At 38.9% G+C, this 26,396-nt stretch carries 27 protein-coding genes, 1 pseudogene and 2 riboswitches; of the genes and pseudogenes, 5 read left to right on the forward strand and 23 right to left on the reverse strand.

Annotated elements, in window-relative coordinates; all coding sequences use genetic code 11:
• Positions 1–2: 2 nt before the first annotated feature.
• Positions 3–1,244 carry an allantoate deiminase gene (gene allC / locus MMB68_RS07285; protein WP_269871713.1) on the reverse strand — a complete coding sequence of 414 codons (1,242 nt, stop codon included), beginning with the start codon at positions 1,242–1,244 and terminating at the stop codon, positions 3–5.
• Positions 1,245–1,550: 306 nt separating this feature from the next.
• Here allC and MMB68_RS07290 point away from each other — a divergent pair, with 306 nt between their 5' ends.
• Positions 1,551–3,134 carry a PucR family transcriptional regulator gene (locus tag MMB68_RS07290; protein WP_277548491.1) on the forward strand — a complete coding sequence of 528 codons (1,584 nt, stop codon included), beginning with the start codon at positions 1,551–1,553 and terminating at the stop codon, positions 3,132–3,134.
• A gap of 64 nt (positions 3,135–3,198) precedes the next feature.
• Here the strand turns inward: MMB68_RS07290 and MMB68_RS07295 are convergent, their stop codons facing one another.
• Positions 3,199–3,513, reverse strand: a complete 315-nt coding sequence (locus tag MMB68_RS07295) for an MTH1187 family thiamine-binding protein (protein ID WP_013083795.1) — start codon at positions 3,511–3,513, stop codon at positions 3,199–3,201.
• Positions 3,514–3,637: 124 nt separating this feature from the next.
• Positions 3,638–4,813 (reverse strand): C40 family peptidase, encoded by a 1,176-nt coding sequence (locus MMB68_RS07300; protein ID WP_025751189.1) that lies wholly within the window; start codon positions 4,811–4,813, stop codon positions 3,638–3,640.
• 453 nt (positions 4,814–5,266) lie between these two features.
• Here MMB68_RS07300 and MMB68_RS07305 point away from each other — a divergent pair.
• Positions 5,267–6,791, forward strand: a pseudogene (locus MMB68_RS07305) (catalase); the annotation flags it as partial.
• Positions 6,792–7,008: 217 nt separating this feature from the next.
• Here the strand turns inward: MMB68_RS07305 and MMB68_RS07310 are convergent.
• Together MMB68_RS07310 and MMB68_RS07315 are read right to left on the reverse strand one after the other, a co-directional pair.
• On the reverse strand, positions 7,009–7,410 hold the full coding sequence (locus MMB68_RS07310) for a hypothetical protein (protein ID WP_013057709.1): 402 nt from the start codon (positions 7,408–7,410) through the stop codon (positions 7,009–7,011).
• A gap of 303 nt (positions 7,411–7,713) precedes the next feature.
• A complete protein-coding gene (locus MMB68_RS07315; protein WP_029714612.1) occupies positions 7,714–9,051 on the reverse strand; it encodes a sodium-dependent transporter in 1,338 nt (445 codons plus the stop codon).
• A 172-nt stretch (positions 9,052–9,223) separates the two neighbouring features.
• Between MMB68_RS07315 and MMB68_RS07320 the strand changes: the two genes are divergently transcribed.
• On the forward strand, positions 9,224–9,676 hold the full coding sequence (locus MMB68_RS07320) for a hypothetical protein (protein WP_221784347.1): 453 nt from the start codon (positions 9,224–9,226) through the stop codon (positions 9,674–9,676).
• A 42-nt stretch (positions 9,677–9,718) separates the two neighbouring features.
• Here MMB68_RS07320 and MMB68_RS07325 read toward each other — a convergent pair whose 3' ends face one another.
• On the reverse strand, positions 9,719–10,144 hold the full coding sequence (locus MMB68_RS07325) for a DUF6843 domain-containing protein (protein WP_014459441.1): 426 nt from the start codon (positions 10,142–10,144) through the stop codon (positions 9,719–9,721).
• Positions 10,145–10,333: 189 nt separating this feature from the next.
• Between MMB68_RS07325 and MMB68_RS07330 the strand changes: the two genes are divergently transcribed.
• The gene (locus tag MMB68_RS07330) at positions 10,334–10,480 is read left to right on the forward strand and encodes a hypothetical protein (protein ID WP_221784346.1); all 147 of its coding nucleotides are present in this window, start codon (positions 10,334–10,336) and stop codon (positions 10,478–10,480) included.
• A gap of 18 nt (positions 10,481–10,498) precedes the next feature.
• Here the strand turns inward: MMB68_RS07330 and MMB68_RS07335 are convergent, their stop codons facing one another.
• The 16 genes from MMB68_RS07335 to MMB68_RS07405 form a co-directional block, all read right to left on the reverse strand.
• Positions 10,499–10,915 carry a DUF350 domain-containing protein gene (locus tag MMB68_RS07335; RefSeq protein ID WP_153254876.1) on the reverse strand — a complete coding sequence of 139 codons (417 nt, stop codon included), beginning with the start codon at positions 10,913–10,915 and terminating at the stop codon, positions 10,499–10,501.
• 14 nt (positions 10,916–10,929) lie between these two features.
• Positions 10,930–12,189 carry a glutathionylspermidine synthase family protein gene (locus MMB68_RS07340; protein WP_277548493.1) on the reverse strand — a complete coding sequence of 420 codons (1,260 nt, stop codon included), beginning with the start codon at positions 12,187–12,189 and terminating at the stop codon, positions 10,930–10,932.
• Positions 12,189–12,509, reverse strand: coding sequence for a hypothetical protein (locus MMB68_RS07345; protein WP_153254878.1), 321 nt, complete (start codon positions 12,507–12,509; stop codon positions 12,189–12,191). The genes MMB68_RS07340 and MMB68_RS07345 overlap by 1 nt, the downstream gene beginning before the upstream one ends.
• A complete protein-coding gene (locus MMB68_RS07350; RefSeq protein WP_277548494.1) occupies positions 12,509–12,967 on the reverse strand; it encodes a hypothetical protein in 459 nt (152 codons plus the stop codon). The genes MMB68_RS07345 and MMB68_RS07350 overlap by 1 nt, the downstream gene beginning before the upstream one ends.
• Positions 12,968–13,082: 115 nt before the next feature.
• Positions 13,083–13,544, reverse strand: a complete 462-nt coding sequence (locus MMB68_RS07355; RefSeq protein WP_013057717.1) for a hypothetical protein — start codon at positions 13,542–13,544, stop codon at positions 13,083–13,085.
• 464 nt (positions 13,545–14,008) lie between these two features.
• Positions 14,009–14,896 carry a sulfite exporter TauE/SafE family protein gene (locus MMB68_RS07360; protein ID WP_013057718.1) on the reverse strand — a complete coding sequence of 296 codons (888 nt, stop codon included), beginning with the start codon at positions 14,894–14,896 and terminating at the stop codon, positions 14,009–14,011.
• Positions 14,897–15,145: 249 nt separating this feature from the next.
• Positions 15,146–16,240 (reverse strand): oxidoreductase, encoded by a 1,095-nt coding sequence (locus MMB68_RS07365; RefSeq protein ID WP_277548496.1) that lies wholly within the window; start codon positions 16,238–16,240, stop codon positions 15,146–15,148.
• 90 nt (positions 16,241–16,330) lie between these two features.
• Complete coding sequence (gene lepB, locus MMB68_RS07370; RefSeq protein ID WP_028412768.1) at positions 16,331–16,885, reverse strand: signal peptidase I; 555 nt, start codon at positions 16,883–16,885, stop codon at positions 16,331–16,333.
• A 254-nt stretch (positions 16,886–17,139) separates the two neighbouring features.
• Positions 17,140–17,574, reverse strand: coding sequence for a CBS domain-containing protein (locus MMB68_RS07375; protein ID WP_221784342.1), 435 nt, complete (start codon positions 17,572–17,574; stop codon positions 17,140–17,142).
• Positions 17,575–17,609: 35 nt separating this feature from the next.
• Positions 17,610–18,752, reverse strand: a complete 1,143-nt coding sequence (gene kdpDN, locus MMB68_RS07380) for a KdpD-like non-kinase potassium sensor (RefSeq protein WP_221784341.1) — start codon at positions 18,750–18,752, stop codon at positions 17,610–17,612.
• Between the two features lie 53 nt (positions 18,753–18,805).
• Positions 18,806–19,372, reverse strand: a complete 567-nt coding sequence (gene kdpC / locus MMB68_RS07385) for a potassium-transporting ATPase subunit KdpC (RefSeq protein WP_277447611.1) — start codon at positions 19,370–19,372, stop codon at positions 18,806–18,808.
• A 13-nt stretch (positions 19,373–19,385) separates the two neighbouring features.
• Complete coding sequence (gene kdpB, locus MMB68_RS07390; RefSeq protein WP_277548498.1) at positions 19,386–21,461, reverse strand: potassium-transporting ATPase subunit KdpB; 2,076 nt, start codon at positions 21,459–21,461, stop codon at positions 19,386–19,388.
• A gap of 21 nt (positions 21,462–21,482) precedes the next feature.
• The gene (kdpA, locus tag MMB68_RS07395) at positions 21,483–23,144 is read right to left on the reverse strand and encodes a potassium-transporting ATPase subunit KdpA (protein ID WP_277548781.1); all 1,662 of its coding nucleotides are present in this window, start codon (positions 23,142–23,144) and stop codon (positions 21,483–21,485) included.
• Positions 23,145–23,168: 24 nt separating this feature from the next.
• Positions 23,169–23,249, reverse strand: coding sequence for a K(+)-transporting ATPase subunit F (kdpF, locus tag MMB68_RS27515; protein ID WP_063611563.1), 81 nt, complete (start codon positions 23,247–23,249; stop codon positions 23,169–23,171).
• Positions 23,250–23,627: 378 nt separating this feature from the next.
• A riboswitch (cyclic di-AMP (ydaO/yuaA leader) is annotated at positions 23,628–23,768 on the reverse strand.
• Positions 23,769–23,783: 15 nt separating this feature from the next.
• Positions 23,784–23,921 carry a hypothetical protein gene (locus MMB68_RS07400; protein WP_221784338.1) on the reverse strand — a complete coding sequence of 46 codons (138 nt, stop codon included), beginning with the start codon at positions 23,919–23,921 and terminating at the stop codon, positions 23,784–23,786.
• A 72-nt stretch (positions 23,922–23,993) separates the two neighbouring features.
• Positions 23,994–24,136, reverse strand: a riboswitch (cyclic di-AMP (ydaO/yuaA leader).
• 159 nt (positions 24,137–24,295) lie between these two features.
• Positions 24,296–25,363, reverse strand: a complete 1,068-nt coding sequence (locus MMB68_RS07405; RefSeq protein WP_029714620.1) for an undecaprenyldiphospho-muramoylpentapeptide beta-N-acetylglucosaminyltransferase — start codon at positions 25,361–25,363, stop codon at positions 24,296–24,298.
• Positions 25,364–25,540: 177 nt separating this feature from the next.
• Between MMB68_RS07405 and MMB68_RS07410 the strand changes: the two genes are divergently transcribed.
• A complete protein-coding gene (locus MMB68_RS07410; protein ID WP_050689852.1) occupies positions 25,541–25,876 on the forward strand; it encodes a CHY zinc finger protein in 336 nt (111 codons plus the stop codon).
• A gap of 19 nt (positions 25,877–25,895) precedes the next feature.
• Here the strand turns inward: MMB68_RS07410 and MMB68_RS07415 are convergent, their stop codons facing one another.
• Positions 25,896–26,210: an ArsR/SmtB family transcription factor gene (locus MMB68_RS07415; protein WP_221784336.1), complete on the reverse strand. Its 315-nt coding sequence runs from the start codon at positions 26,208–26,210 to the stop codon at positions 25,896–25,898.
• Between the last annotated feature and the right edge of the window lie 186 nt (positions 26,211–26,396).

Consider the following 26,396-nt stretch of genomic DNA (forward strand, 5'->3'; position numbering starts at 1 on the left):
TCCTAGTAGGCAAGTTTATATAATAGTTCTATTAAGACCTTTACTCCTTTTTCTAACTGTTCTCCTTTGGTGAATTCCTTTGGGGAATGGCTGATTCCATCTTGGCTCGGTACGAATAACAAACATGTGGGAACTCTTCGTCCGAATACCTGGGAGTCGTGTCCTGCACCGCTTACTAATTCTCGGGAGGAGATATTCTTTTCCGAGGAAATAATTTTGGAAAGTTCAGATAATTTCTCGCTCATAGCGACAGGTTTTTCATCCATCCAGCAGTCGATATTCACTTCTAAATCCCCTGCTGTTCGCTTTATAATTTCCTTCATTTCTCGTTCTGCTTCTTGTAAAACCTCATACTCATGATGTCTTATATCGACCGTGAATTCTACATATCCTGGTATTACATTCGGTGCATTTGGAGAAAGTGTAATTTTGCCAACCGTTACGTATAAAGCGTTATGATATTTTTCGCTCAATTCAATAAATGCTTTAGCAAGTTTGCAGCTCACATAAAATGCATCTTTTCTGATGTTCATCGGGGTTGTGCCCGCATGGTTACTTTCACCTTTAACAGATACTGTAAATCGTTTCTGCCCGACGATACTAGAAACAATTCCGATATCGCAACGAGACATTTCAAGCTGCTTTCCTTGTTCGATATGCAGTTCAATAAAAGAAGCGATGTCCGTGCGGTATGGCTCGCTGTGGAGGCTTTTTCCGAAATTGAGCTGCTTCATTGCGTCATCCAGCTTAACCCCTTCTTTATTTATAACATGTTTTGCATCACTTTTGCTGTGTAATCCATTCATATTACCTGATCCCCAATACGTAAGAGGAAATCTACTGCCTTCTTCTTCACAAAGTGATACGACCTCTAAGGTTTTTGTAGGGGAGCCATAATGCGCATATAGGTACTGCAGAGCAAGGATACCTGCCACAACACCAAATGCCCCGTCATATTTTCCTCCGTTTATCACGGTGTCGATATGGGATCCTGTTAAAATAACTTGTTGTTCTGAACCCGTTCCTTGCAACCGTCCAAACAAATTTCCTACATCATCGTAATACGTTTTGAGGTGAAGCCCCTTCATTTTTTCTTCCAATGCTTTTTGAGCTGCATTCCACTGTTCCGTATATAAAAGCCTCGTGACGCCTTCTTTTTCATCTAACCCAAACTGTGACAACCAGCTAATGTTTTCTTCGATTTGCTGACAAAGCTTAGATTTTCCCGTCATATCTGCAACCATTGCTACCCCTCCTGCTATCTTCATTTTAAGAAAATGACCGATTGTTTTCATTGACACTTTCTACAATGATTTAGTGTTTTTTTGACTGTTATCACTAAATACGTAAAGTTTTATATACGTCATTTTTTCTAACATTATATGTTATTTACTTTATCTTACAGGATTGAATACACTTCTTCATTAACAATTTATACATTTTTTTCTGAAAATTTTATTTATTTTAACTAAACTTTCTTATAAAATAAAAGATAGATAAAGATATGCGCAGGGAAATGTGAGAATTTTTAACAAAAGGAGTAATGAATAATGGAACTACAAACTCTTTTACGCATTCCAATTTATGAAAAAGCATCTGTAGTAGCCGGGCAAAAAGGAGTCACCCGCAAAGTACATAACGTCAATATGATGGACGCACCCGATATTTTATCTTTTTTAAAAGAAGGAGAATTTTTAATTACAACGGGTTATCATTTCAAAGAACATGAAGAAAGCTTAGCAAAACTTGTAGAAGGAATGGCTAAAAAGAAATGTGCAGGATTGGCCATCAAAACGAAGCGCTTTTTCGAACACGTGCCTGCTTCTATTTGTCAGCTAGCTGATGAACTTCACTTTCCGATCATTGATTTCCAAACGGACGAAACGTTAGGAGCGGTTATTAACGAATCTCTCAGCTTTATTTTAGATAAAAAAACAGCCAAACTTCAGCAAGCGATGGTCACACATCAGCTATTTTCTTCGTACATCTTACAAGGAAAAGGCATTGAGAAAATTATGCAATCTATTCAAACGCTATGCAATGCTCACGTTGCCCTTTTTGATACCCATGGCCATGAACTCTTTTATACAAACAAACGCGAACCCTTTTCACTCCCGATGGAAGAAGCGGTAGCGGGCGCTAAGCAGCTGTTTTTACGAACGGTAAAATATACAACCTTTTCCTTTTTACACACAAAAAAAACCGTTACGCTTTTTCCGATTGCTACTCATACAAGAAAATACAGTTATTTACTTATTGAACACCAAGTTTCTGTATCCGCTTCGGCGCTCCTAACGATTGAACAAGCGACAAACGTTTTATCCTTCGAAATGATGAGACAGCAGGCTTTGTATGAAGCTGAACGGCGACGAAAAAACGATTTTTTCAATCAGCTTGTTAACAATTATTATAAAACGCTTGAAGATGCTTCCTTTCAAGCACAGATGATGGGCTTATCAGCAGGAAACAGCTATATTTGCGCCGTCGGGAAAATCCACTCTACATTCACGCCTTACAGCGATGATGATATGATCTATGAACTCCTTCACTATGAGTTATCAGCAGGTCATACAGAGGCCGTTTTGTTTTTTTATGACAATCTTTATATTCTTTTGTTTACACCTCATTCTCAACCGATGATTATAGAATGCTTGCATCGCTTGCAGGAAGCTGTTTACCGTCATTACGACAAGCGAATGTCATTTGGAGTTGGAAACCAAAGCCAATCCCTACTTACAATCGCTGACTCATATAAAGAAGCTGTTGAAGCTCTTGAAACCATCCATTTTAAAGATCAGTCGAAGCTTATTCAATTTTATCAGCCAAAACAGTTTAAAGAGCTGCTGAGGTTGCTTCCAGCAAACGATTTACAGGATTACTACTCTCAAACATTAGAAGGTTTGCTGCAGTACGATAAGAAAGATCGCTCCATCTTACTTGACACGCTTGAAACATACCTAAATTCCAATTGCCAAATCTCAGAGACTGCTAAGCAGTTATTCGTTCACCGGAACACGGTGATCTATCGAATTGAAAAATGCGAAGAATTATTAAAAAGACCTATTCACACGTCAGAGGAAACTCTTCGGCTGCGCGTGGCTTTTCAAATTTTTTCTCTTGTGCATGCTAATTAAGTATAAATACAATAAAAAACGCCTGAGTGGATACTCAAGCGTTTTTTATTGTATTGCATATTTTTTATTTTGCTTTTAATTTAGACTGTACTGATTGTAATTTCCCAGCCATCGTATGATTTTCTTTATCACGGCGATCATCAATTCGTAAATTTGTACATACGCGCTGAATGCCATTTTCAAAAGGTACTTCATGCATCTCTTGAACAATGTTTAGCAACGTGCTTAATTCCCCTTCAATCAATGTATTCATAGGGGTTAATTGATATGTAATTTCATCTTCATGCTTGGCCAACACTTTTTGAATATCAGCTACGTACTGACTCACGCTTGGCGTTTCCGTACCTACCGGAATAATGGTTACATCTACAATAGCCATGTTATACACTCCTTTTATTTGTTCCCTAGTTATCATACCAAATCGCGCAAAAATTTCCTACTTTTACGTTTATGGTGCATAGAAAAAAGGAATAGTTCTACAACTACTCCTTTTTGTTACACTCTTATAGGTAACGCTTTGCTCCTAAGTAACGTTTTGACCAGTAAGAGTTGCTTAGTGATGTGATTGTCACGCCTGTTGAAGAACCTGCATGCATGAATTGACCGTTCCCGATATAAATTCCAGCATGACTAGCTCCTGGTTGGTACGTTTCAAAGAAAACGATATCGCCAGGCTGAGGTGAGCTTACACGCGTACCAGTTTGATAGATGCTAGCAACTGTACGAGGAAGACTTACACCTACTGCATTGCGATATACATAGTTAAGGTAACCACTGCAATCAAAGCCTCCAGGCGCAGCTCCGCCCCAAACATAAGGTGTTCCCATAAAACGTTTACCATATGAAATAACTTTTGAAGCTGAGCTTGAGCTTGTGCTGCTTCCTGTTGATGTTGAAGGTTTTGAGCTGCTAGAGCTGCTTGAATTTAATTTATTCAGCGTATCTGGACCCGCTTCTCCGTCTACTAATAAACCATTTGCACGTTGAAATGATTTTACTGCACTTGTTGTAATTGAGCCAAAGTAGCCTGTTACACCAGCTGAGAAGTAACCTTTATTTTTTAGTTTTTGCTGAAGGCTGCTTACTGCTGAACCTTTCATACCTTGACGTAAAATAGTTGAGTTGCTAGAGCTAGAACCACCAGTTGAAGCGCTAGAACCGCCATTTTTTAATTTACTTAACGTAGCTGGACCCGCAATTCCGTCCACAGACAGTCCGTTTGCACGTTGAAATGCCATTACTGCATTTTTTGTAATTGAACCGAAGTATTGAGTCGTAGTTCCTTTAAAATAGCCTTTATTCTTTAGCTGCTGCTGTAAAGATTGTACATTTGGTCCAGTTGAACCAACGCGCAGCAATGAACTTGAGCTAATTGATGAACTTGATGAGCTTCCGCTTCCTAGCAGCTTATTAAATGTAGATGGACCTGCAATACCATCTGCAGATAAACCATTTGCACGCTGAAACGACTTTACTGCGCTAGTCGTGATTGAACCGTAATAGTTTGTTGTTGTACCGTATGTAAAATAACCTTTGTTTTTTAATTTTTGCTGTAATTCTTTCACATCTGAATTACTTGTTCCCGGGTGCAGCGTAGCATCTCCTAAAGCAGCTTCACTAATTGTAGGTACTACTGTTAAAGATCCACATAACGCTAACGAATATATCAACTTTTTCATAAAAAAAGGTTCCTCCAATGCCATAATCTACTAATCTATAAGACGTTTACATTGTAACAACACATTATTACAAAATAACATCACTAATATTACATTTATGTTACAGGAAACGACAGCAACACAGCTGTATGGTGTATATTGTCGTAGTTTATTGTCGTTTAGCACTTAATAAGTTCGACAAAAAAGCTAATATATTCCAATATTATTCCTTTTCCTACACTAATAATAGGTAAAAAATCACCCGTAACATTATCTTTATATTTCAAAAAAAAACAATTTATTTTTTTTTGAAATGTGAAACTTTTTTTAAATTTATTCGTTTAGCGGATTTGTTCCCCTCTCTAGTAAAACAGTTTTTCTTCTAAAAATTTATATTATTTCCATATTAATGAATAAAAAAGCGAGGGCTGAAAAAAATAGTCTTGTTATGTTTGAAACAAGGAGGATTATTTTATGAGCCATAAAGGCATTCATGGTACAAATGTTAGCGGATCGGGTGACTCGGAAGACAAACGCTATGCAGCCGGAGAAAACGAGCAGACGCTTACAACGCGTCAAGGTCACCCCATTCGTGATAACCAAAATTCTCGAACGGTAGGAAACAGAGGACCTGCTACTCTTGAAAATTACCAGCTGATTGAAAAACTCTCGCATTTTGATCGTGAACGTATACCGGAACGTGTTGTTCATGCCCGGGGAACGGGAGCTCACGGATATTTTGAAACGTACGGAAAGCTTGGGGACGAGCCCGTTGAAAAATACACCCGCGCAAAAGTTTTTTCAGGAGCAGGCAAACAGACGCCCATTTTTGTGAGATTTTCTACCGTAACTCATGGAAAGGACTCTCCAGAAACAATGCGAGACCCAAGGGGGTTTGCTGTAAAGTTCTACACAGAAGACGGAAACTGGGATTTAGTAGGAAATAACCTTAAAATATTTTTTATCCGCGATGCTATTAAATTCCCTGATTTGATTCATGCTTTTAAGCCCGATCCTGTGACAAACCGTCAAGATACCGAGCGTATTTTTGATTTTATTTCTCACACTCCTGAGGCTATGCATATGATTACTTTTTTATTTTCACCTTGGGGAATACCTGCTAACTATCGGCAAATGCAAGGTTCCGGTGTTAATACATATAAGTGGGTAAACAAAGATGGCGATGCGTTTCTTGTGAAATACCATTGGGAACCAAAACAAGGAATTAAAAATTTGACCCAAAAGCAAGCAGAAGAAATTCAAGCTAAAAATATCAGTCACGCCACTCAAGACTTGTATGAAGCGATTGAGAGCGGTAACTACCCCGAGTGGGAACTTTGTATACAAATCATGGAAGATGGAGAGCATCCCGAACTGGATTTTGATCCCCTTGATGACACGAAAATTTGGCCGGAAGACCAATTTCCATTTCTTCCAGTAGGTAAAATGGTCCTAGATAAAAATCCAAGCAACGTATTTGCTGAAACGGAGCAAGTCGCATTTGGTACGGGTGTGCTTGTAGACGGGCTAGATTTTTCTGATGATAAAATGCTGCAAGGAAGAACGTTTTCTTATTCCGACACGCAGCGTCACCGGGTGGGAACAAACTACTTGCAGCTGCCTATTAACGCGCCGAAAAAACATGTAGCAACAAATCAACGCGACGGTCAAATGGCCTATCATGTAGATGCTGCTCCAGGTCAGAACCCGCACGTGAATTACGAGCCTTCTTCTCTTGGAGGTCTTCAAGAAGCGCATAACCATCCAAAACCTCATCAGCCTTATGTTGAAGGAAATGTAAAAAAAGAAAAAATTGATCGTACAAATGACTTTAAGCAAGCTGGTGAACGCTATCGTTTACTAGAGGACTGGGAACGTGATGAGCTTATTCAAAATTTAGTAGACGGCTTAAAATGTTGTCATCATACCGTTCAAACAAAGATGATTGAGCTTTTAACTCAATGTGATTTTGACTATGGCAATCGAGTAGCAAATGGCATTGGTCTTCTGATGCATGATGATGGTTCCCTAGAAATTGAAATGGGAGCAGAAATGACTCCTACATACGGGAAACTGCCAAAAGAAGGCGGTTCACCGTTAGGAAGCAACAAAGCTGCTGATGCGGTAGAAGAAGCTAATGAAAAAGGACACGATGCTCATCCTTATTAACAAAAAACATCCTGCAGCGACAGCAGGATGTTTTTTGGGTTAAACGCTTATGACCAAGTAACGGCAAACACGTGGTAGTCATTTTTTAACTGTGGCGCATCAATGGGTGTCCCGTGCTGATATCCTTGTTTCACTCTTTTAGGATGTAAGGGTTGAACCCATTCTTTCACTTGCTGTTTTGTACCATTTGCTAAAATATATACACAATCAGAAAATGCCCCGTCATTGTTTGGACTATCAACTTTTAGTACTTCCACTAACACATCTTGGACACACGTTTTTCTCTGAATACACATAAGCGTATGGTAGATAATATCAGCGGACACATCGTTATTTAAACGAAAGCCCACCTTTTTTTGTTCAAAAAAAGACGAGAATGAGACGATTGGTAATGTCTTTTTTTGTTCATACGCTTGAGATAAAATCTTGACAAGAACTTCTCCACTCAAGATGATCCCTCTTTCTAAAAAACGCTTCATCACAACATATGTGAGCATTGATTATGCTCATAGGATAATATATTATCATAGTTTAATTCTGTGGTGTTAGTCTTTTTTGGGGTTTTTACACTGGGAATTATACCCGCCTATTTCTTGCGTTTCCCTGACGTTCTCGCTACTAGCAACAGAATTATTAATAAAATAAATACCCCTGCCCCTACAAACATATCATACAAGAAATCAAGCATCATACTCCTCCTCTTCCTTCAAAAAAACGCTGTTAAAACCAAGCGTTTTAACAGCGTTTTTTCGTTAGATAAAGCCTAGCATATTAATAAATACAATGATAATTAAAACAGGTGCAATGTATCGAATAGCAAGAAGCCATAAAGAGAACCAGCGCTTCACATTCGTTGAACCGTGCTTAAATTCTTCAATTAGCACATCTTTTTTCATTTTCCAAGGAACAAAGATGGCGATTAAAAGAGCACCTAGTGGCATAAGGATATTACTTACAAGAAAATCGAAAGCGTCAAAGATGCTTTTTCCAAAGATCGATACGTCACTTAATAAACCATACGATAGCGCTGAAGGTATTCCTACCACGAAGATTAGCAAGCCCGAAATCCAAGATAGCTTTATACGCTTATGCTGCTCTCCTTTGGCTAAAGAAGCAACAATAATTTCTAACATCGAAAACGCAGATGTCAAAGTGGCAAATAAAAACAGCGCCAAAAAGAAAGTTTGAAACACAATTCCGAACGGAAGCTGTTCAAAAATAGAAGGCAATACAATGAATAAAAGACCTGGTCCTTCCGTCGGTTTTACACCCATTGAGAAGACCGCAGGGAAAATTGCCAGTCCTGCTAGTAAAGAAATCAAAATATTTAACGCTGAAATTGAAATAGCCGATTTTGGCAAGTTTTGCTGCTTAGATAGATACGAACTGTACGTAACCATAACTGAAACGCCTACGCTAAGCGAAAAGAATGCTTGTCCCATGGCAAACAAAATGGTTTGGGATGTAAGCTTTGAAAAATCTGGATACAAAAAGAAAGATACGCCTTCCATCGCCCCGTCTAATGTTAAAGAACGAATAATGATAATAATAAATAAAATAAAGAGAGCAGGCATTAAAATTTTGTTTGCTTTTTCAATACCATTTTGAATGCCTCTTGCGACTACAACAATTGTTAAAAGAAGAAAAACAAATTGAGAGATAACAGCACTTGTTGGATTAGCAATGGTCGAGTTAAATAAACTCCCGTAGTCCCTTACTCCATTCAGCTGACCCGTGACGCTTGCAAAAATATATTGTAAAATCCATCCTCCTACTACACTATAGAAAGATAATAAAATGAAACATGTAATCACACCTAAATACCCGATTCCTTTCCATAGAGAACCGGGAGCAACTGCATCATAAGCACGAATTGCTTCCTTTTGTGTATGTCTACCTAGTACAAATTCAGCAAGCAAAAGCGGCAAACCAATAATTGCTGTAAACAAGATAAACAGTAAAAAAAAGGCCCCTCCTCCGCTTGTTCCGGCTACATAAGGCAGTTTCCAAATGGCTCCGATTCCAATTGCGGAACCGGCAGATGCCAAGATAAAGCCGAGTTTTGATGTCCATTGTTCGTTTTGACTCATTTTTTCTCACCATTTTTCTTTATTTATTCTGATTTGTCATACTATATCATACAACCCTTCTATCGAAAAGGGTTTTTGTTGTTTTAACCCCCATCATGTGTTATGAATAGTATGTAGGTTTCATGATTTATTTTCGTAACTAAAAAAAGTTTGACAGTTAGAGGTACAAAAAATGACAAATCAGCAAGTAATACAGCAACAATTTTTAGATAAGTTCCTTGATTTCATCTTAGTAAAATGTCCAAACTGCGAACTATGTGCGCGAGTTGTAAAACTGGATAAAAAATTGAGCGGGTCAACGCACTCATGCACGTGTCCTCACTGCGGTTATCTAGACGTAACCAATGCTGATAGCCAAGGACCGTTAGAATTTTCTGAAGCATTAGATCCTTTTTTTCAGCTTCCGCTTTACTTAGAAACGATATGCCCTGAACGTCGACTATGGGCTTATAACTTAGATCACCTTCAGTATATTGAATCTTATATTGAAGTTAAAACATGCGGGGCTTGTTTCGACGAGCTGTCGGTTGAACATTCATTGCCGGATTGGGTAATTCATAAGCAGAAAGAAGCATTAAACGAAATTCAACGTTTAAAAGACACCGTCTTTTGCACATTCAAATGAAGATAGAAAAGAAACGTTGCCGAAGAGGCAACGTTTCTTTTCTTACGAAGAACTTTCTTCGGTAAGTTTTCTTCGGTAGTCTCCGGCCTTATCGAACTCTTTTGCGGTGCCGACGAAAAAGTAGGTTACCGTATGATTTTTGTTGCCTTGAGTCGTTCCATGAATCATCTTCCCCTGCTTCAATTGCTTTCGCTCTCCATTTTTATTTACATAGAAATATTTATTTCTTGCCCAGCCGCCGCCGCTTAAAAGCGTTTTGGTTTTCCCGACTCCCTGGTCATTTACTTTAAATACAGTGTAGTCTCCTTCTGTCTTGCTGGGATTTCCGTTATCTTTATCATATTCGACCATAACCCATCCTTTGTACCCTTCTGGTATAAGGAAAATGCTCGGTTGAGACGTTTCATCTGGGCGTCCACATCCAGCTGCGATTATAATCATTAAGCACAAAATGAGCCACCTTTTCACTTTTCCCAACTCCTTTCTTGATAAAAGACGTGCCTCTATACTGCTTTTAGTTTTTGTTGAAGGTAAGATTATATTCTTTTTGTATCCCTCAATTTTTTCCAGTTCATCCAATCAAATATGCTATATTTACGTATCGTTTGTCACACACTATTAGCAGGCGTTTACAATTTACATGGGAGGATAACAAAAATGAGCTATGTTTTTTTATTTATTTTGCTCTTTGTCATTCCGCTTTACACACAGCAAAAAATTGTTCGTGCCGACCGTGAAAATACACGTACATTATTACTAAGTAAACACGAGCAATCTGGATATAAAAAAAGCGATTCCCCGTAAAACAGGAATCGCCTTCTTTTAATATGTTAAGCTTCCGGCCACAATAAGACCGACGGCAACCGACGCTGCAAAAAGAGTTACTCCAACCGCTACATTTCCTTCTTCTACTTTTTTGGCTAGGCTCGTTTTAGGCGTCATGATAAATTCAATAACCCAATATGCCACTACTTGAGTAATGATACCTACTACTCCCCAAAGAGCTGCATCTACCAAATTTAAGCTGTTGCTCCATACAGTAAAAATGACAATAGCAAGCCCAATTCCTTTTCCCCATAACTTCAAAGCGACAGCCACATTGCCTTTTTTTATGAGTTCACGGTCATTAAACTTTGTTGTTAATTCAAATACCATAACTCCGATAAATAATAGCCCTAACCCTACCGCTACGTGAGATAAAAAGCTCCCTATACTAGCCCAATCAATCCATTGTGTCATTTTTATTCCCCTTTTCATTTTAATCCAATCGGCAAATAATACGATTCGTTATCCGTAATTTGATTTCCAGCTCGTATGCCTACTGCGCTTGCTTTTCCATTTAATAAAAAGCACCCGTACATGATATGGGCCTCTATTGTTTGCGTTTGAGTCTTCATCGTTGCAGTTGGCAATGGAATAAACTGTTGATACACAGCCGTGTATTCTTGATATGTCTTATGCTGATCTTCGTCTATTTTGATTCCATCTTTATTATAAATTTCAACGGTATCTCCCTCACGACCAAAAGATGGTTTCTTCACAAATGCTTGTTTTCTTTCAATAAATGGATCTTCTTCTAAATACGTTGGTAAAAAGTACGTTTCAATGATGTGATGCTCTTCTTTAGTGAAGAAAGGGTGATGTTGTTCATACAAAGCCCAAATGAGTGCTTGCACGGCTTTGGACTGCAGTAAAAATGCAGAAGGCGGGTTGATTATGGCTACTTTTTTTTGCTGCGCCAATGTTAAAAGCATATGTCCGACTTTTTCATGCGTGCTCGGATCTTCATCTTCAATTAAATGTTCAAGCGGATACGTTTGGCGATAAAGTACGTCTATTTTTTGTCCATATTGATCATACACGCCCGCTTCTATATGTTCACCTTCTTCCACTGTAAAGGAAGGGACAATTCGAAGCTGCGATAATGGAACGTATGTAGCATCTACATCGGCTAGCTTCATTAAATAAAGAGTCGTTAGCTTATCTTCTTCATATGTATCATGAGAAGAAAAAACGACGTTTGGATAGTTCGTACTATCGAGCTCGTTATAAGCTTCAAAAATGGCGTGTTTTAATGCTAAAGCAAGCTTTTTTTCCTCAAGCTTATTAGGGTTTTTTACTTGAAAATGACGACAGACTAACTCATTTACATGAAATAATTCTTTAATAAACGTAGGCGTATCCGCATTTAGTTCTAAAAGCTTAATTTGATCAGTCGTAACAGCAAAATCAAGGCGCGAAATCACACTTTCTGTTTCCATCGTTTTCAGTCGTAGGTACGGGAGGCTGTCTTTTGGAAATCCTAAAGAAAAAAGCGTCTGATCATCTAACGAACGAAGTAAAGGTGCAGTTTTAAAAAATAATTCCCCAATTTGATTTGCAGCTTCTTTAATAGAATCAATGATATGAGAAGAATTCATATGTACGTCATAAAGAGCATACTCTGTTCCATATAAATCGTGCCAAAAATCTTCAATTTCTTTATAAAACATTTCTCGCTTTTCCTTATGCATTACCCGCCAAAACCGCCTTTAGAGCCGCTCCCAATTCCAGATTTATACGAGCTGCTTGATTTAAATGATTTATAGGCCGATGATGAGGTCAGCTGTTTTTTAGAGCCGTAGTAGCGGCCTCCGTGATAATATGAGCCGCTGTGCGAAGAAGAAGAATCTGAACAGTAGTACGTTTGCGTATCTTCATCCCATTTCCACTTGTCACACGATTTATCTTTCGGTTTAGCTGGTCTTGCCTGATCAGTTGAACTACAGGCAACGAGCGATGTCATTAAAGCTGTGGTCAAAACCCCGGCCATCATTTTTTTTGTTTTTGACATTACGCCTTTCCCCCTTCATACGTTACGCCTGTTTTTGTTACGTATAAACTGTACACGCTGCGATCTTCATCAATTTCCGCAGAGTCTCTTTCCCATTCCCATCCATTATAGTAGGTATACACTGTTCCGATATAGCTTAATACGTCCAAGTGCGTATAAAATGAAGAGACGAATAAAATCGGATGTCCTCGAAGAGAATTCAGTTCGCGGACTTCTAATGTAATCTCTCTGTGATCATCTTCTGCTTGCTCTTTCGGTCCATGTTCATGTTCTTTTACATAAATAATATGTATATCATCTTCGACTGCAGATGAAGTTTGTTTATACGTTAATCCTTCTTTAACAAAAAATTCGCATTCTCTTCGTGCTAAAATTTGTTCAAGTTCAATAGATTGATAGTGATAAATAGATACAAATGTATCATCAAACTTTAGCAGTCGGTATTCTAACTTTCCCATTGTGCAACTCCTTTTGTGACTTTTTTGTGAACGTTCTTTAATAAATACGTACAGATTTTCAAAAAGTTTCAATTTTTCTCATATTAAAAGGTTTAGCTTTAAATAAGCTAAACCTTTATTTTTTTATCACATCTGTCACAACTTCATAACCGCCTGTGTATGGGTCGAATACATATTCAAGCATGCCGTTTCCACGATTGACTTTAAATAGATAACGGTATTTTTTAGGGCTGTCTTTTGCTGGATATACGTATTTTCCTTTTTGGAACTGACTTAGCAAGAGCTGTTCTCTTTGCGCAAGCATTTTTTTTGCTTCATTATAACCATACAGCGGGAGATTTTTGGCATAGAGAACCGGTACAAATACAAGCACAACGACTGAAATCGTAATAAGCCCTTGTTTAAACCACCGCATAAATCTCTTTGGATTTCGAGAAAGTAACATTGTGATGACAATTACTACTAACAAAGGAACAATATATACTTGAACATACGGAATGTTTGCAAATACAGGTCGATTAATCAATAAGACAATTACTTCGATAGCTGCTACTAATACTAAAATAAAATAGACCACTTACTCTTCACACCTCGACGATTCAATGAATTTTATATGTGTTAGAAAGTATTCCCACTCATGAATGAACTCGTCTATTGTATCATAAGACGCAAAAAAAATATCTACGGTTCTCTATTTTACGGAATTCAGATAATAAAAGAGATTAAGGCATAACGAAATCACCCCAATCTAAAGACGAACAAATGGGATAATGCGCTAATATGGATCCCTTGTTACACCGCTGTTGATTTCCGTACAAGGCTTCGTTTTCCGAGGGCGACCACTTCTGCCGGGTCTCACCTGTTCCGCTTTTTACGCATAAGTCCTCGCCTTGCCCTCCAGCCAACAGCTAGAGGCCACTACATACATGAAACTGCCTTCACTCTAACCATAAAAAAATCTGAACACATTTGATTCTCTATCCAGAATCAAACACGTTCAGATCTTTCTTTAACTGAGCTACTTTTATTCCATCCTTTTTATTATGAAACTTCTACGTTTCGATTTTGATTATATTTTTTTCCTTGTAACAGTGAGTAAATGATCGCTGCTGCCCACACGATAAGTATGAATGCATATACAGCTATCTGAGTAGAGCTGCTTGATACCCAAGTGTTTAAGAGTGTTCGAGCATTTGTTAAAATGATAAACCCACCAACAAGTGAACCAAGCAAGTGAGCCGGGATAATACGAACAAACCATGCAGCAATCGGAGCCGCGATAATTCCGCCAATCATAAGGGCGCCTACCCAGAACCAGTTTACCTGCTCCCAGCCAAGAGAGATTAAAAAGCCAAGTGTAGCCGAGACGGCAATAGCAAATTCACTTGTATCCACGGTTCCAACGACTTTCCGTGCTGTTGTGCCTTTTTTAGCCAGCAATACAGGCGTTGCTATCGGTCCCCAGCCTCCTCCTCCTGTAGCATCAGCAAATCCAGCAATTAATCCCAGCGGAATGGACTGTTTCGTCGATAAAGGTTTGGTGCTCTTTTCTTCGTTTGTTTTAAACGTAAATAAAAAACGAAATAACACATAAACTCCTAGGAGCAATAAGAATGTTGAAACGTAAGGTCTTACTGCATCTCCAGGTAAATTACTTAGAAAGCAGGCTCCTACAAAAGCTCCGATGGAACCTGGGATAATTAGTTTTAACACCATCGATTTATCTACATTTCCAAATTTAATATGCGAAACACCAGAAGCTGCTGTTGTTACAACTTCTGCTAAGTGAACAGATGCGGAAGCCACAGCTGGTGCAATTCCAAACGTTAAAAGCAGCGTAGTTGATGTCACCCCGTACGCCATTCCGAGTGATCCATCAATTAACTGAGCTAAAAAGCCAATAAGTGCAAACGTAATTAACTTTTTCATGTTGTCCCTCCACTTTCATCTTCTGTTAGAAAGCACAAAAAGGCCTCCAACAGTTGTTTGCTAGAAGCCTTCGGTATGTCCGATCAGCTGTCCGTTTTATGAATAAGTTGTTTATATTGTAATCCTAACTATTCCTAGAATTCAACTGTGTTTTTAGTTTTTCTTTTAGTCTATGTACGCTGCTTGGTTATAGTATCAGTAAAATAAAATTCTTCTTGTTAAGTCAACAACATAAAAACGACCGCTCACTTAATAAGGGTGGTCATTTTTATGCGTATCTTGCCAGTGAGCTAGCACTTCAGGTGGCAAACTCACATCTTTATCTAATGACGTCACATCCATAGAAGCGGGCTCATCGCTATTTATCACTTTTTCTACCCAATCTGGCTGTACAACTAATGCTTGTTCAATCGTAATTAAAGCCAGCCCTTGCTCAAAAGCTTCTGCTACTTCTGTTGCCGTAAGTCCTCCTGTACCCACAAGAGGGACCCGGTGATTGACGTGCTTAATAATCGAAGAAAGCAGTGAACGATTTTCTTCCTTATTTAAGGTAGGTTCATGCAAAGCACTGATATGTAAATAATCGATTTCTGTATAAACAAGACGATCAATCCACTCAAATGTATCTTCCACTTTAGTTCCTAAATAGCCTTTTTCTTTGGGCGCTAATGTATATCCCACAATAAATGGTTTGCCCGCATGTGCTGCTCGACGCGTCACTTCACGAATAACTTCAAGTGCAAAAGTGAAGCGGTTTTCTGCGCTTCCGCCATAAGAATCACTTCGTTCATTGGCTTGCCTTGATATAAACTGCTGCAGTAAACATTCATTTCCCCCGTCAATTTCTACTCCATCAAACCCTGCTTCCATAGCTCTGGTGGTAGCTTCGCCAAACGCTTGAACCATATAAGTTATATCGCGATCGGTCATTTGAACAGGCTTTTTCCCTTTACGTTTATGAGGCTTTTCACTTGGGCTAATGGCTTGCCACTTATTTTCCATTTCTACACACTTTCTGCCCCCGTGCGATAGTTGAAGAATCGCTTTAGCTCCTCTTCTATGAATCATTTGGGTTAGTTGATGAAGCTTTCGTATGACCTGATCACGATGAATTCCGATTTGACCATGTGCTACTTGGCCATTTTCTGTGATAAACGCGGGGCCGATAATTACCGTACTGACGCCCCCTACTCGTTTTTCGTAAAAAGACATATCAATATCAGATATTTCTCCGTTTTCCCGTGAAGCGTATGTGAGGATAGGTCCCATTGCTAATCGGTTTTTCATCTCAAGAGCATCAACAAATTTAAAATGTTTAAATAATTTTTCATAGGCTGTCTTCAATTAATTCACACCTTTTTTCCTTAGCTTACCCATCTAGAAGCTGAGTAGACATAGGCACAAAAAAAGAAATACCTTTGCCGGCATTTCTTTTTACGTCGTTTTTCTTATTTTTTTGACGGGGTAAAATACAAATTCGCTTTTTCCGACAATCCGTTTTTCATCAATAAGACCTAGACCGTTGCGGCTATCCATACTGTACAGACGGTTATCACCCATTACAAATACTTCGTTTTTAGGTATTTGAACGGGTTCAAAATCTCCTGTTAGCTCCATATCCATGTTGTTGGCAATTTGACGATTCGTTTTTAAATAAGGTTCACTTACTTTTTTATCATCAATATAAAGCTGATCTTTTTTCATTTCGATTTTTTCACCTGGCAGACCGATTACTCTTTTTACATAATGCTTATTCTTAGCCTCATCTTTAATAATCACAATATCTCCGCGGCGAATATCATGGAGCGAATACGACAGTTTATTCACAAACAAACGCTCTCCGTTATGCAGCGTTGGGTTCATTGAAGCGCCTTCTACAATATACGGAGAAAATAAAAATGCGCGAATCATAAATACTAGAGCGATAGCGAAGATAATAGTTTTGAATATGCTGCGTAATTGATCGCTTTTTGTTTTTTCCGTAGTCAATATACTTTGTCTCCTTTGTACAGCTCACTTTTCTTATGTAAAAAAGCAAGAAACCTCTTACTTTAACACTTATTCTAACTTAACCGTAGAAAGAACTGAAATCAAATGTTTTATGTTATGTAAAAAAAGAACCTCTAACAAATGTTAGAGGCTTACATTACGCAAGTTTCGTCTTTACATCTCTTATTATAACATTAATTATATAAAAAGAGACTACCTTTTATGTAAAAATTATGTTTTTTACGTAAACTTAACTAAATCTTCACATTTAAAGGCGCTTCTCCACGTATAAAAAGTTGAGAGATACAATACTCTATAATCTCTCTTCGCCGCACGAGCCCAATAAAAATGTTTTGATCATCTACAACTGGTACAAAATTTTGTTCCGCCGCGCGTGACAAAATACTTTCCATTTCGTCATTAATGGTGATAGGTTCATAATCGCGATGCCTTGGGACCTCTTCAATTCGCAGGTGTTCTAACTCATGGAGTTCTATATGTTCTAGGCTTTTTATTTTCCATAGCAAGTCTCCTTCTGCCAAAGTCCCTACATATTCTCCTTTTTGGTTAATGAGCGGTACAGAAGAGTAGCGATGATACTCCATTTTCTCCAATGCTTGACGGACAGTTGACCGTGTCGACAGGGTAACGACTTCTTTTTTGGGGAGTAAAAAGAACGCAATATTCACTCATATTCTCCTTTTATTATACATCCATTTTATTGTTATTGCTTTGCTGAATCTGAAACAATATGAATGTCGATGTTATGAGTCTGTCTCATAATCGTATTCACAATAGACCCTTTTCGAATCTCTTCCCACCTTGTCCTCGCTGATTGCCCTAGTAAGATTTGAGTAACGCGATACTGCTTGGCTACGTTCACAATCACTGCAGCTGGTTTTTGCTTTTTAGCTTCTTCAACAATTAGCGATGCGTGAAAGCGATCAGCAAATTCCTGCCACTGTTTGATTTGGGCTTTTTGCCTTTCTGTTTGCTCGCCTGTAAAAACATGGAGCAGCAGCAAATCTGCTTTCAATCGGTTTGCCATTCTCCAGCCTCTTCGAATCAATTTTTCAGCTGTTTCACTGTATTGAATGCATACTAAAATACGTTCGCAAATACCTGTTACGCCAATTTCATGGGAATGAATGAGCTTACCGTCCACTTCATCCGCTATTTCTCTAAGCGTTAATTCACGAAGGGCATGGAGATTTGCGAGCTTAAAAAAAGACTGCAGGCTTTGTTCAATTTTATGAACTTCGTATATTTTGCCTTCACGAAGACGCTTTTGCAGCTGTTCTGGCGTAACATCGACAAGCTGAATTTCATCTGCTTGCTGGATAAATAAATCTGGCACTGTTTCACGAACTTTTACCTGGGTAACAGCATATACGAGATCGTGCACGCTTTCCATATGCTGAATATTCATTGCTGACATGACTGAAACACCTTGGTTGAGCAGGTAAGAAACATCTTCAAAACGTTTTTTATGGCGGCTTGTCGGCACATTTGTATGAGCGAGTTCATCGATAATTACAACTTTTGGCCGCCTTCTTACAATCGCCAGCAAATCAAGCTCTTGTAATTCTTTTCCTTTATAAAAAATAGTTTCTTTTTGGATTACTTCTAGATTTCCAATCATCGCCTCAGTCTCATTCCTGCCGTGTGCTTCTACATATCCAACTACGACATCTACGCCTTCTTTGACTAAATCGTGCGCATCTTGAAGCATTTTATACGTCTTTCCTACTCCCGGCGCCGCACCGATGTAGAGTTTAAGCTTTCCGCGCTTCTGATCATGAAGTTCACGCAATAGTTCTTCCGGAGTTTTTCTTCGAAAGTATGGATGAGCTTCTTTTTCTTTCATTGTTCAGGCCCCTTTATCACACTCGCTTCAATACATGAAGCGAGTGCATGTAATTAGCGCTCTCGTTGAACAGCTAAATTTAGCTCTACTACATTTACTCGTTTTGCACCAAAAGCTCCTTGCTGAGTGTGTTCTTTGATCAGCTCTTTTAGCGTGTTGGTGTTAATATGCGCTGTTTTTGCTACGCGCTCTACTTGTGCATATGCAGCTTGTGGCGTAATATCCGGATCGAGTCCAGAAGCCGAATTTGTGACGGCATCAATTGGAATTCCGCCTTTTGGTAACTCGTTTTCTTTTTTCCACGCCGCTACTGATCTTTCGATACGATTCGTAAGATCTTTATTTGAAGGTGCTAAATTCAACGACCCAGATCCTGCCCCGTTATAATCGATACTAGAGACTCTGCCATGAAAAAATGCATTGCTCGTAAACTGCTGCCCTATCAGCTTAGAACCGATAACTTGATGCTTGTTTGAATAGATTAAGCTGCCGTTTGCTTTATTTGGAACAGCCGTCTGAGCAATGCCTGTCATCACAACAGGATAAATAAGACCACAAAGAATTATCATCATAATTGTTAAGCGAACAATAATGCTTCCCGTTCGTTCTGTTTGTATCATCGTTTCTTCTCCTCTACATTACAAATGAAAGTAGTAAGTCAATTGCTTTAATCCCAATGAAGGGAACCAATACCCCGCCTAATCCGTAAATGAACAAATTTTTTCGCAGCAGGGCGTTAGAACTCATCGGCTTATACGCAATTCCCTTCATGGCTAAGGGAATTAACAGCGGGATAATGACTGCATTAAAAATAAGCGCTGACAATACGGCAGATAGAGGTGAATTCAGCTTCATTACGTTAAGAGCTTCCATTTGCGGAATCGCTAAGGTAAACATCGCTGGAATAATGGCAAAATATTTAGCAACATCGTTTGCGATGCTGAATGTAGTTAAGGCACCCCTTGTCATTAATAGCTGTTTTCCAATCGAAACGACTTCAATAATTTTTGTGGGATCGGAATCTAAATCCACCATATTTGCTGCTTCTTTAGCTGCTGAGGTTCCGCTGTTCATTGCTAAGCCAACATCAGCCTGAGCAAGTGCAGGGGCATCGTTTGTCCCGTCACCTGTCATGGCAACTAGCTTTCCTTGCTGCTGTTCATATTTAATCACTTGAATCTTGTCTTCTGGCTTGCATTCCGCAATAAATTCATCTACTCCAGCTTCTTTTGCAATGGTTGCTGCGGTTAATGGATTATCTCCTGTACACATGACTGTTTTAATGCCCATTTTACGAAGTTCATCAAAGCGTTCTTTCATTCCTGGTTTTACCGTGTCTTTTAAATAAATCAAGCCGTAAATTTTATCATCAGCGGCGACGGCAAGCGGCGTGCCACCAGCTCCTGCAATTTCGTTTGCTTTTTGCTGCAAATCAGAGGGAATCTTCCCGCCATTTGACTCTACCCATGCCGTGACGGCGTCCACTGCCCCTTTCCGTACAGATACATTCTGTAGGTCAATGCCGCTCATTCGCGTTTCAGCTTTGAATTCTACAAACGTTCCCTGCGTTTTTCTAAGATCTTCTACTCCCATACGGTTTTGAATAAAATCAACAACTGAGCGCCCTTCTGGTGTTTCGTCGTAAAGAGAAGAAACAAACGCCCATTTGTAAAGTTCACGTTCGTCTGTGCCTTCTACAGTCGTTAATTGATGAGCCATTCGGTTTCCAAACGTAATGGTGCCGGTTTTATCTAAAATAATTGTGTTGATGTCACCAGCTGCTTCTACTGCTTTTCCTGACATGGCAATCACGTTAAACTGCGTAACTCGATCCATCCCAGCAATTCCAATGGCTGACAATAATCCTCCAATCGTCGTAGGAATGAGGCAGACGAGCAGTGAAATTAAAATAGCCGTGTCGAGCTGAAAATGTAAGTAGTTTGTAAATACAGGAAGCGTCACAACAACTAATAAGAAAATAATCGTCAGACTTGTTAAAACCGTATTTAGCGCAATTTCATTTGGCGTTTTTTGACGCTCTGCTCCTTCAACAAGCGAAATCATTTTATCTAAAAACGATTCACCTTGTTCACACGTAATTTTAACTGTAATTTCATCGCTGACAACTCTTGTACCTCCAGTTACAGAGTTAAAATCCCCGCCTGCTTCTTTCATAACAGGTGCCGATTCACCGGTAATGGCCGATTCATCAACGGACGCCAGTCCTTTAATGATTTCTCCATCTCCAGGAATCATTTCGCCTTGTGAAACGACGACGATATCTCCTTTTTTTAGGTGCGATGCCGACACTTGTATCATTTGCCCGTTTTGAAGTTTATTAGCTGTAATGTCACCTTTCGATTGCTTTAATGAGTTTGCCTGTGCTTTTCCTCGGCCTTCTGCTAATGCTTCTGCAAAATTAGCAAAAACAATTGTGAAAAATAACACGAGGGATACGGCAATATTAAAGCCTGCGCTTACTGTACTTTCTCCGAAAAGGTCTGGCACAACAGCTAAAAAAAGCGTAATAACAAACCCGATTTCTACTACGAACATGATAGGGTTTTTTATCATCGTTCTTGGTCTTAGCTTGATAAAAGCCTGCTTTACTGATTGAATAAAAATCGATGAAGTTTGTTTATCTACAGCACCTTGAATGTGACTGTTACGATCAAATTCAAGATTATTCGTAAAATTCCGTTTATTCATTATAATCCTCCGCTTTCTTAATTACAGTGTCAAATACTCAGCAACCGGCCCAAGTACAAGCACTGGGAAAAACGTAAGTGCCCCTACAATAACGGTAGTTCCAATTAAAATGCCGCTAAATAAAGACGTATCCGTTTTAAATGTCCCCGGTGTTTCAGGAACAAGCTGCTTAGATGCTAGTGAGCTTGATACCGCCAGCATCGTAATTAGTCCGAAGTAACGTCCAATATACATAACAATTCCCGTAGAAATGTTCCAAAACGGCGTTGCGTCACCGAGTCCTTCAAAACCAGATCCATTGTTTGCTGCTGACGATGTAAATTCATACAGTGCCTGACTTAAGCCGTGAAAGCCTGGGTTTGATATACCTTCTATTCCTAAATGAGTAGTGAGCGCTACGGCTGTTCCTCCTAAAATTAACAGCGGCTGCAGAATAAGCGTCACGGCGATTAGCTTCATTTCTTTTCCTTCAATTTTTTTACCTACGTATTCCGGGGTTCTTCCAACCATTAAACCTGATAAAAATACGGCGATGATGACGTACATCATGACATTCATAAATCCTGCTCCAACACCGCCAAATACGGTATTTAACATCATATTTCCAAGTGTCAATAACCCGGTAAGAGGCGTAAGGGTATCGTGCATCGCGTTAACCGCGCCTGTTTCACTTGCTGTCGTCACGATGGCGTACAGAGTTGACATACCGACACCAAACCGGACTTCTTTTCCTTCCATATAACCGCTCGCTTCATTTAGATGAAAAGCATCAAGTCTAGGGTTACCGCCCCACTCTGTTACAAACGCTGTGCTTAAGATAACGATAAACAGCATACTCATCGCTACAAACAAGATGCGACCTTGTTTACGCTGTCCGATCATTTTTCCGTACGTAAAAGGAAGTGCGGTTGGCAATAAAAGCATAAGGACAATTTGTAATACATTGCTCAACGCGTTAGGATTTTCAAACGGATGGGCTGAATTGACACCAAAAAACCCTCCTCCGTTGTTGCCTAGCTCTTTGATTGAAAGAAAAGAAGCAACTGGTCCCCTTGCTATTTGCTGTGTTGCCCCTTCTAATGTATGGGCAGTCACCGTTCCGCTTAACGTTTGAGGAACACCTAAAAACGCAAATAAAATGCCTGTTATAAAAGCGATAGGAAGTAAAACACGCGTAATTGATTTCACAAAATCAACAAAAAAGTTTCCCATTTCCTGCCCTGCCAACCCACGAATAAAAGCGATTGCTACTGCAAGTGCCGTTGCTGGTGCAGCAAACATCATAAATACAACGGCGGCCATCTGCGAGAAATAAGACAAACCTGATTCACCGCTGTAGTGCTGCAAGTTCGTATTTGTCATAAAACTAATGGCCGTGTTAAAAGCAAGGGCCGGATCCATTCCTTTAATGTGGCTTGGGTTAAGCGGCAGTACCCCTTGAAACCGGAAGATAAGATACACCACAAAAATCATAAACGTATTCGCCAAAACGAGAGCAAGTGCATATTGCTTCCACGTCTGATTATGCCCTTTAATTCCTGCCGCTTTAAACATCACCGATTCTATCTTCCCTATCAAGCTAGTGTTTTTATCGTTTGAAAACACATTCGCTATATAAATACCTACGGGCTTTGCAATAAGCGCTACAAAAACAAGCAGCAGCGCAACTGATAGTAGAAAAATCCCCACGTTTTATTCCTCCGCTTATTAAAATTGTTCTGGATTTAACAGTACATATACTAAATAAATTAAAACGAGAACTGAAATACCTAACAAAATGAACGACATGTTCACTTCTCCTCTCTTTCGTCTACTACATGAGACGACCAGCAAATAATTCCGTACATAGCAGCTGTTAATATGGCAAGCGTTCCAAGCATGATCATATCCAAGTTGCTCCCTCCTAACTGTTTCTTACCACCAATGATTAAGTGTAGTGACTGTTTCTGTGCGTAAAGCATCACGCCCAAGTGAGCTAGCTGCGAAAGGTTATTTTTGATTGTTTATTCCTCACGTATTGTTGATCTCGTTTTAAAAGCCCTACTATATCCTCTTTACGGTGCAGACATAACCTGCTCTCCTATTTTTTTCATTAAAAAAACCGCAGAAGAGAGTCCTCTTCCGCGGTTTAATGCACGACAAATAAGCCGTGATCGACACGAATTTTTTTACTCCCAAAACGCTTACGGAGTTAGCTGTCGGATTCGGGTTATGGAAGTAACCCTACTCAGTTAAGAGATTCACCCCTAGTACATACGTACAAAATATTGGGTCCCCCGCTCATAATTGATTAAGCGTATATTTGTTATTTAATTTTTAGGCTTAATTATGTTTTTTACTGCTGCGTTTAATACTTTGATTAGCTAACGTAGACAAATAGCGGTTTGCTAGATCAAAAGATTGCTGATCGCATATTGCCCGATATTCAATCATTTGAATCATTTGCTTAGATATATGCATCTTGACGCTCCTTTCACCTATATTTTGAAAGGAACGCGCTATCCGCTGTTATAGAAAACGACCACCATTACACCATCCTCTCTCTTAACGCTTACGAAGTTAGCTGACGGGTTCGGGTCAAGAAAGTAACCCTACTCAATTATGAGATTCACCCCTAATAATTGGGTCCTCCGCTCTTTCCCTCTCTTTCAGGAAAGACTCAGCGTTTCACTGTGGAACGTTTCATGAGAGTAATCTTACTCCTGTTAAATTTTACTGTCAACAACATTTTTTGAAATTTTAAAAGCTTTATTTTTTGCTGTTTATTCATTATTTTAAAATAATAGATTCAAAGAAAAAAAAGCGTTCTTATCTCCTCGATAAGAACGCTTTTTTTAGCTCATTTTCTCAATTTCATTTACAAGAATTGAAATGGCATCCGTTTTTGTTGCTTCACGCATTGTACGCTTCATCGTACTTGCCTGCTGCTGAAGCTCATTTACTTCACGCAAAAACAGCTCTTTTGTTAACTGTTCTTCTTCTACAACCATACAGTAGCCTTTTTTCTTAAAGGATTGTGCATTTAAAATTTGATCTCCGCGACTTTGTGCTTTTGATAAAGGAATAATCATCATCGGTTTATGAAGAGCTAAAAACTCAAAAATGGCATTGGATCCGCCGCGTGTAATCACATAATCAGTTGCCGCTAGAACATCCGGAAGCTGTTCATTTACGTATTCTAACTGACGGTAGCCCGACTCTTTTTCAAGGCTTGTATCAATATTGCCTTTTCCGCACAGGTGTACAATTTGAAATTTCTTTTGCAGTTCAGGCAAGGATTCTCGAACAATTTCATTGATGCGGCGTGCTCCTAAACTTCCGCCCATAATCGTTAAAATTGGGCGCTTATCATAAAAGCGAAGCCAGCTTTCCCCGTTCGCTGCGCTTCCGCTAAATAATTCTTTTCGAATAGGTGAACCAACAACCTGCACTTTTTCTTTTGGAAAATAGTTTGCCGCTTCATCAAAAGAAGTAAAAATTTTAGTGGCAAATTTCTGCGCAATTTTATTTGCCAGTCCCGGTGTTAAATCACTTTCATGAATGAACACGGGAATGTTTAGCGATTTAGCAGCCATTACAACAGGAACTGTGACAAAACCGCCTTTTGAAAACACAAGAGAAGGCTTTAGTTTTTTCAGCACGCGACGTGCATCGCCAACTCCTTTTGCTACTCGAAATACATCTTTTACATTTTCCATATCTACGTAGCGACGCAGCTTCCCGCTTGAAATTGCATGATATGGAACGTTTAATTTTGTAATTAATTCTTTCTCGATACCATTGTGAGAACCGACATAATGGATATCCCATTTTTCACTGTCTAATTCTTTCATAATGGCAATGTTTGGTGTTACGTGTCCAGCTGTTCCGCCTCCGGTAAAAACGATAACTTGCTTACTCATTTTTTCTTCCTCTCTTTACTTCACTTAATTGATCTGTTTTGACATCAATTTTTATCTGATCTTTTTAGCATGCAATCTGACATGTAAAACGATGGTTTTATTATAGCATTTTTCTTTTTACATATGTATGATAAGGCGTATAAAAGCATGCTATACTTTTCATAGGGAGTGATGATAATGAACAAATCTGCACCTGTAGTAAAAGGTGATACGGTGGATTCCGAAACGCGCTGCATGCACTACCGTACGGATAAAGATATTATTGCAATAAAATTTTATTGCTGTAATACATATTATCCATGCTATCAATGTCATAACGGACATGCGGATCATGATATTAAAACGTGGCCAAAAGCTATGTTTAATGAAAAAGCTATTCTTTGCGGAGTATGTAAACATGAGCTATCAATTCATGAATATTTAACCTGTAACTCGACTTGCCCTCACTGTCGTTCTTCTTTTAATCCCGGATGCAGCCTGCATGGACACATTTATTTTGAACAAAAAAGCTGAACAAAACGTCGTTCAGCTTTTAAAATAACTGCTCATCTATATTTAAAATGGAAGGAAGCAGACCTGGGAACAAGTCCTCAAGTTCTTCTAAACGCAAGGAATAATAGTGCTGCGTACCTTCTATACGTAGTTTGATAATTCCAGCTTCGCGAAGTACTTTAATATGATGTGATAGCGTTGATTTTGATACATTTAATTTTTGATAATACGAACAGGTCTGCTCCTTTCTTGTCGCTAAACACTGTACAATTCGCAGCCGGTTAGGATCACTCAACGCGTGTAAAATAGGCGTTAATTTAATTTCAGATTTCGGTGGTTGATAAGGTTTTCTCATGCTTAAAATATAACACAGCTTCTTTTGTGTATCAATGTTCGATAACTTTCGAACTAAATTCCTTGCACTGTTATTTAATCGGTGTTATAGTTTCATTGTTCGATGATATTCGAACTTATCTTCATTTTAATCATAAATTGAATGAAAGATCAAAAACAAAACAAATAATATAAAGCACCATCATTA

It is taken from the genome of Priestia sp. Y58 (assembly GCF_029522095.1).
GTDB classification, from domain to species: domain Bacteria; phylum Bacillota; class Bacilli; order Bacillales; family Bacillaceae_H; genus Priestia; species Priestia megaterium_E.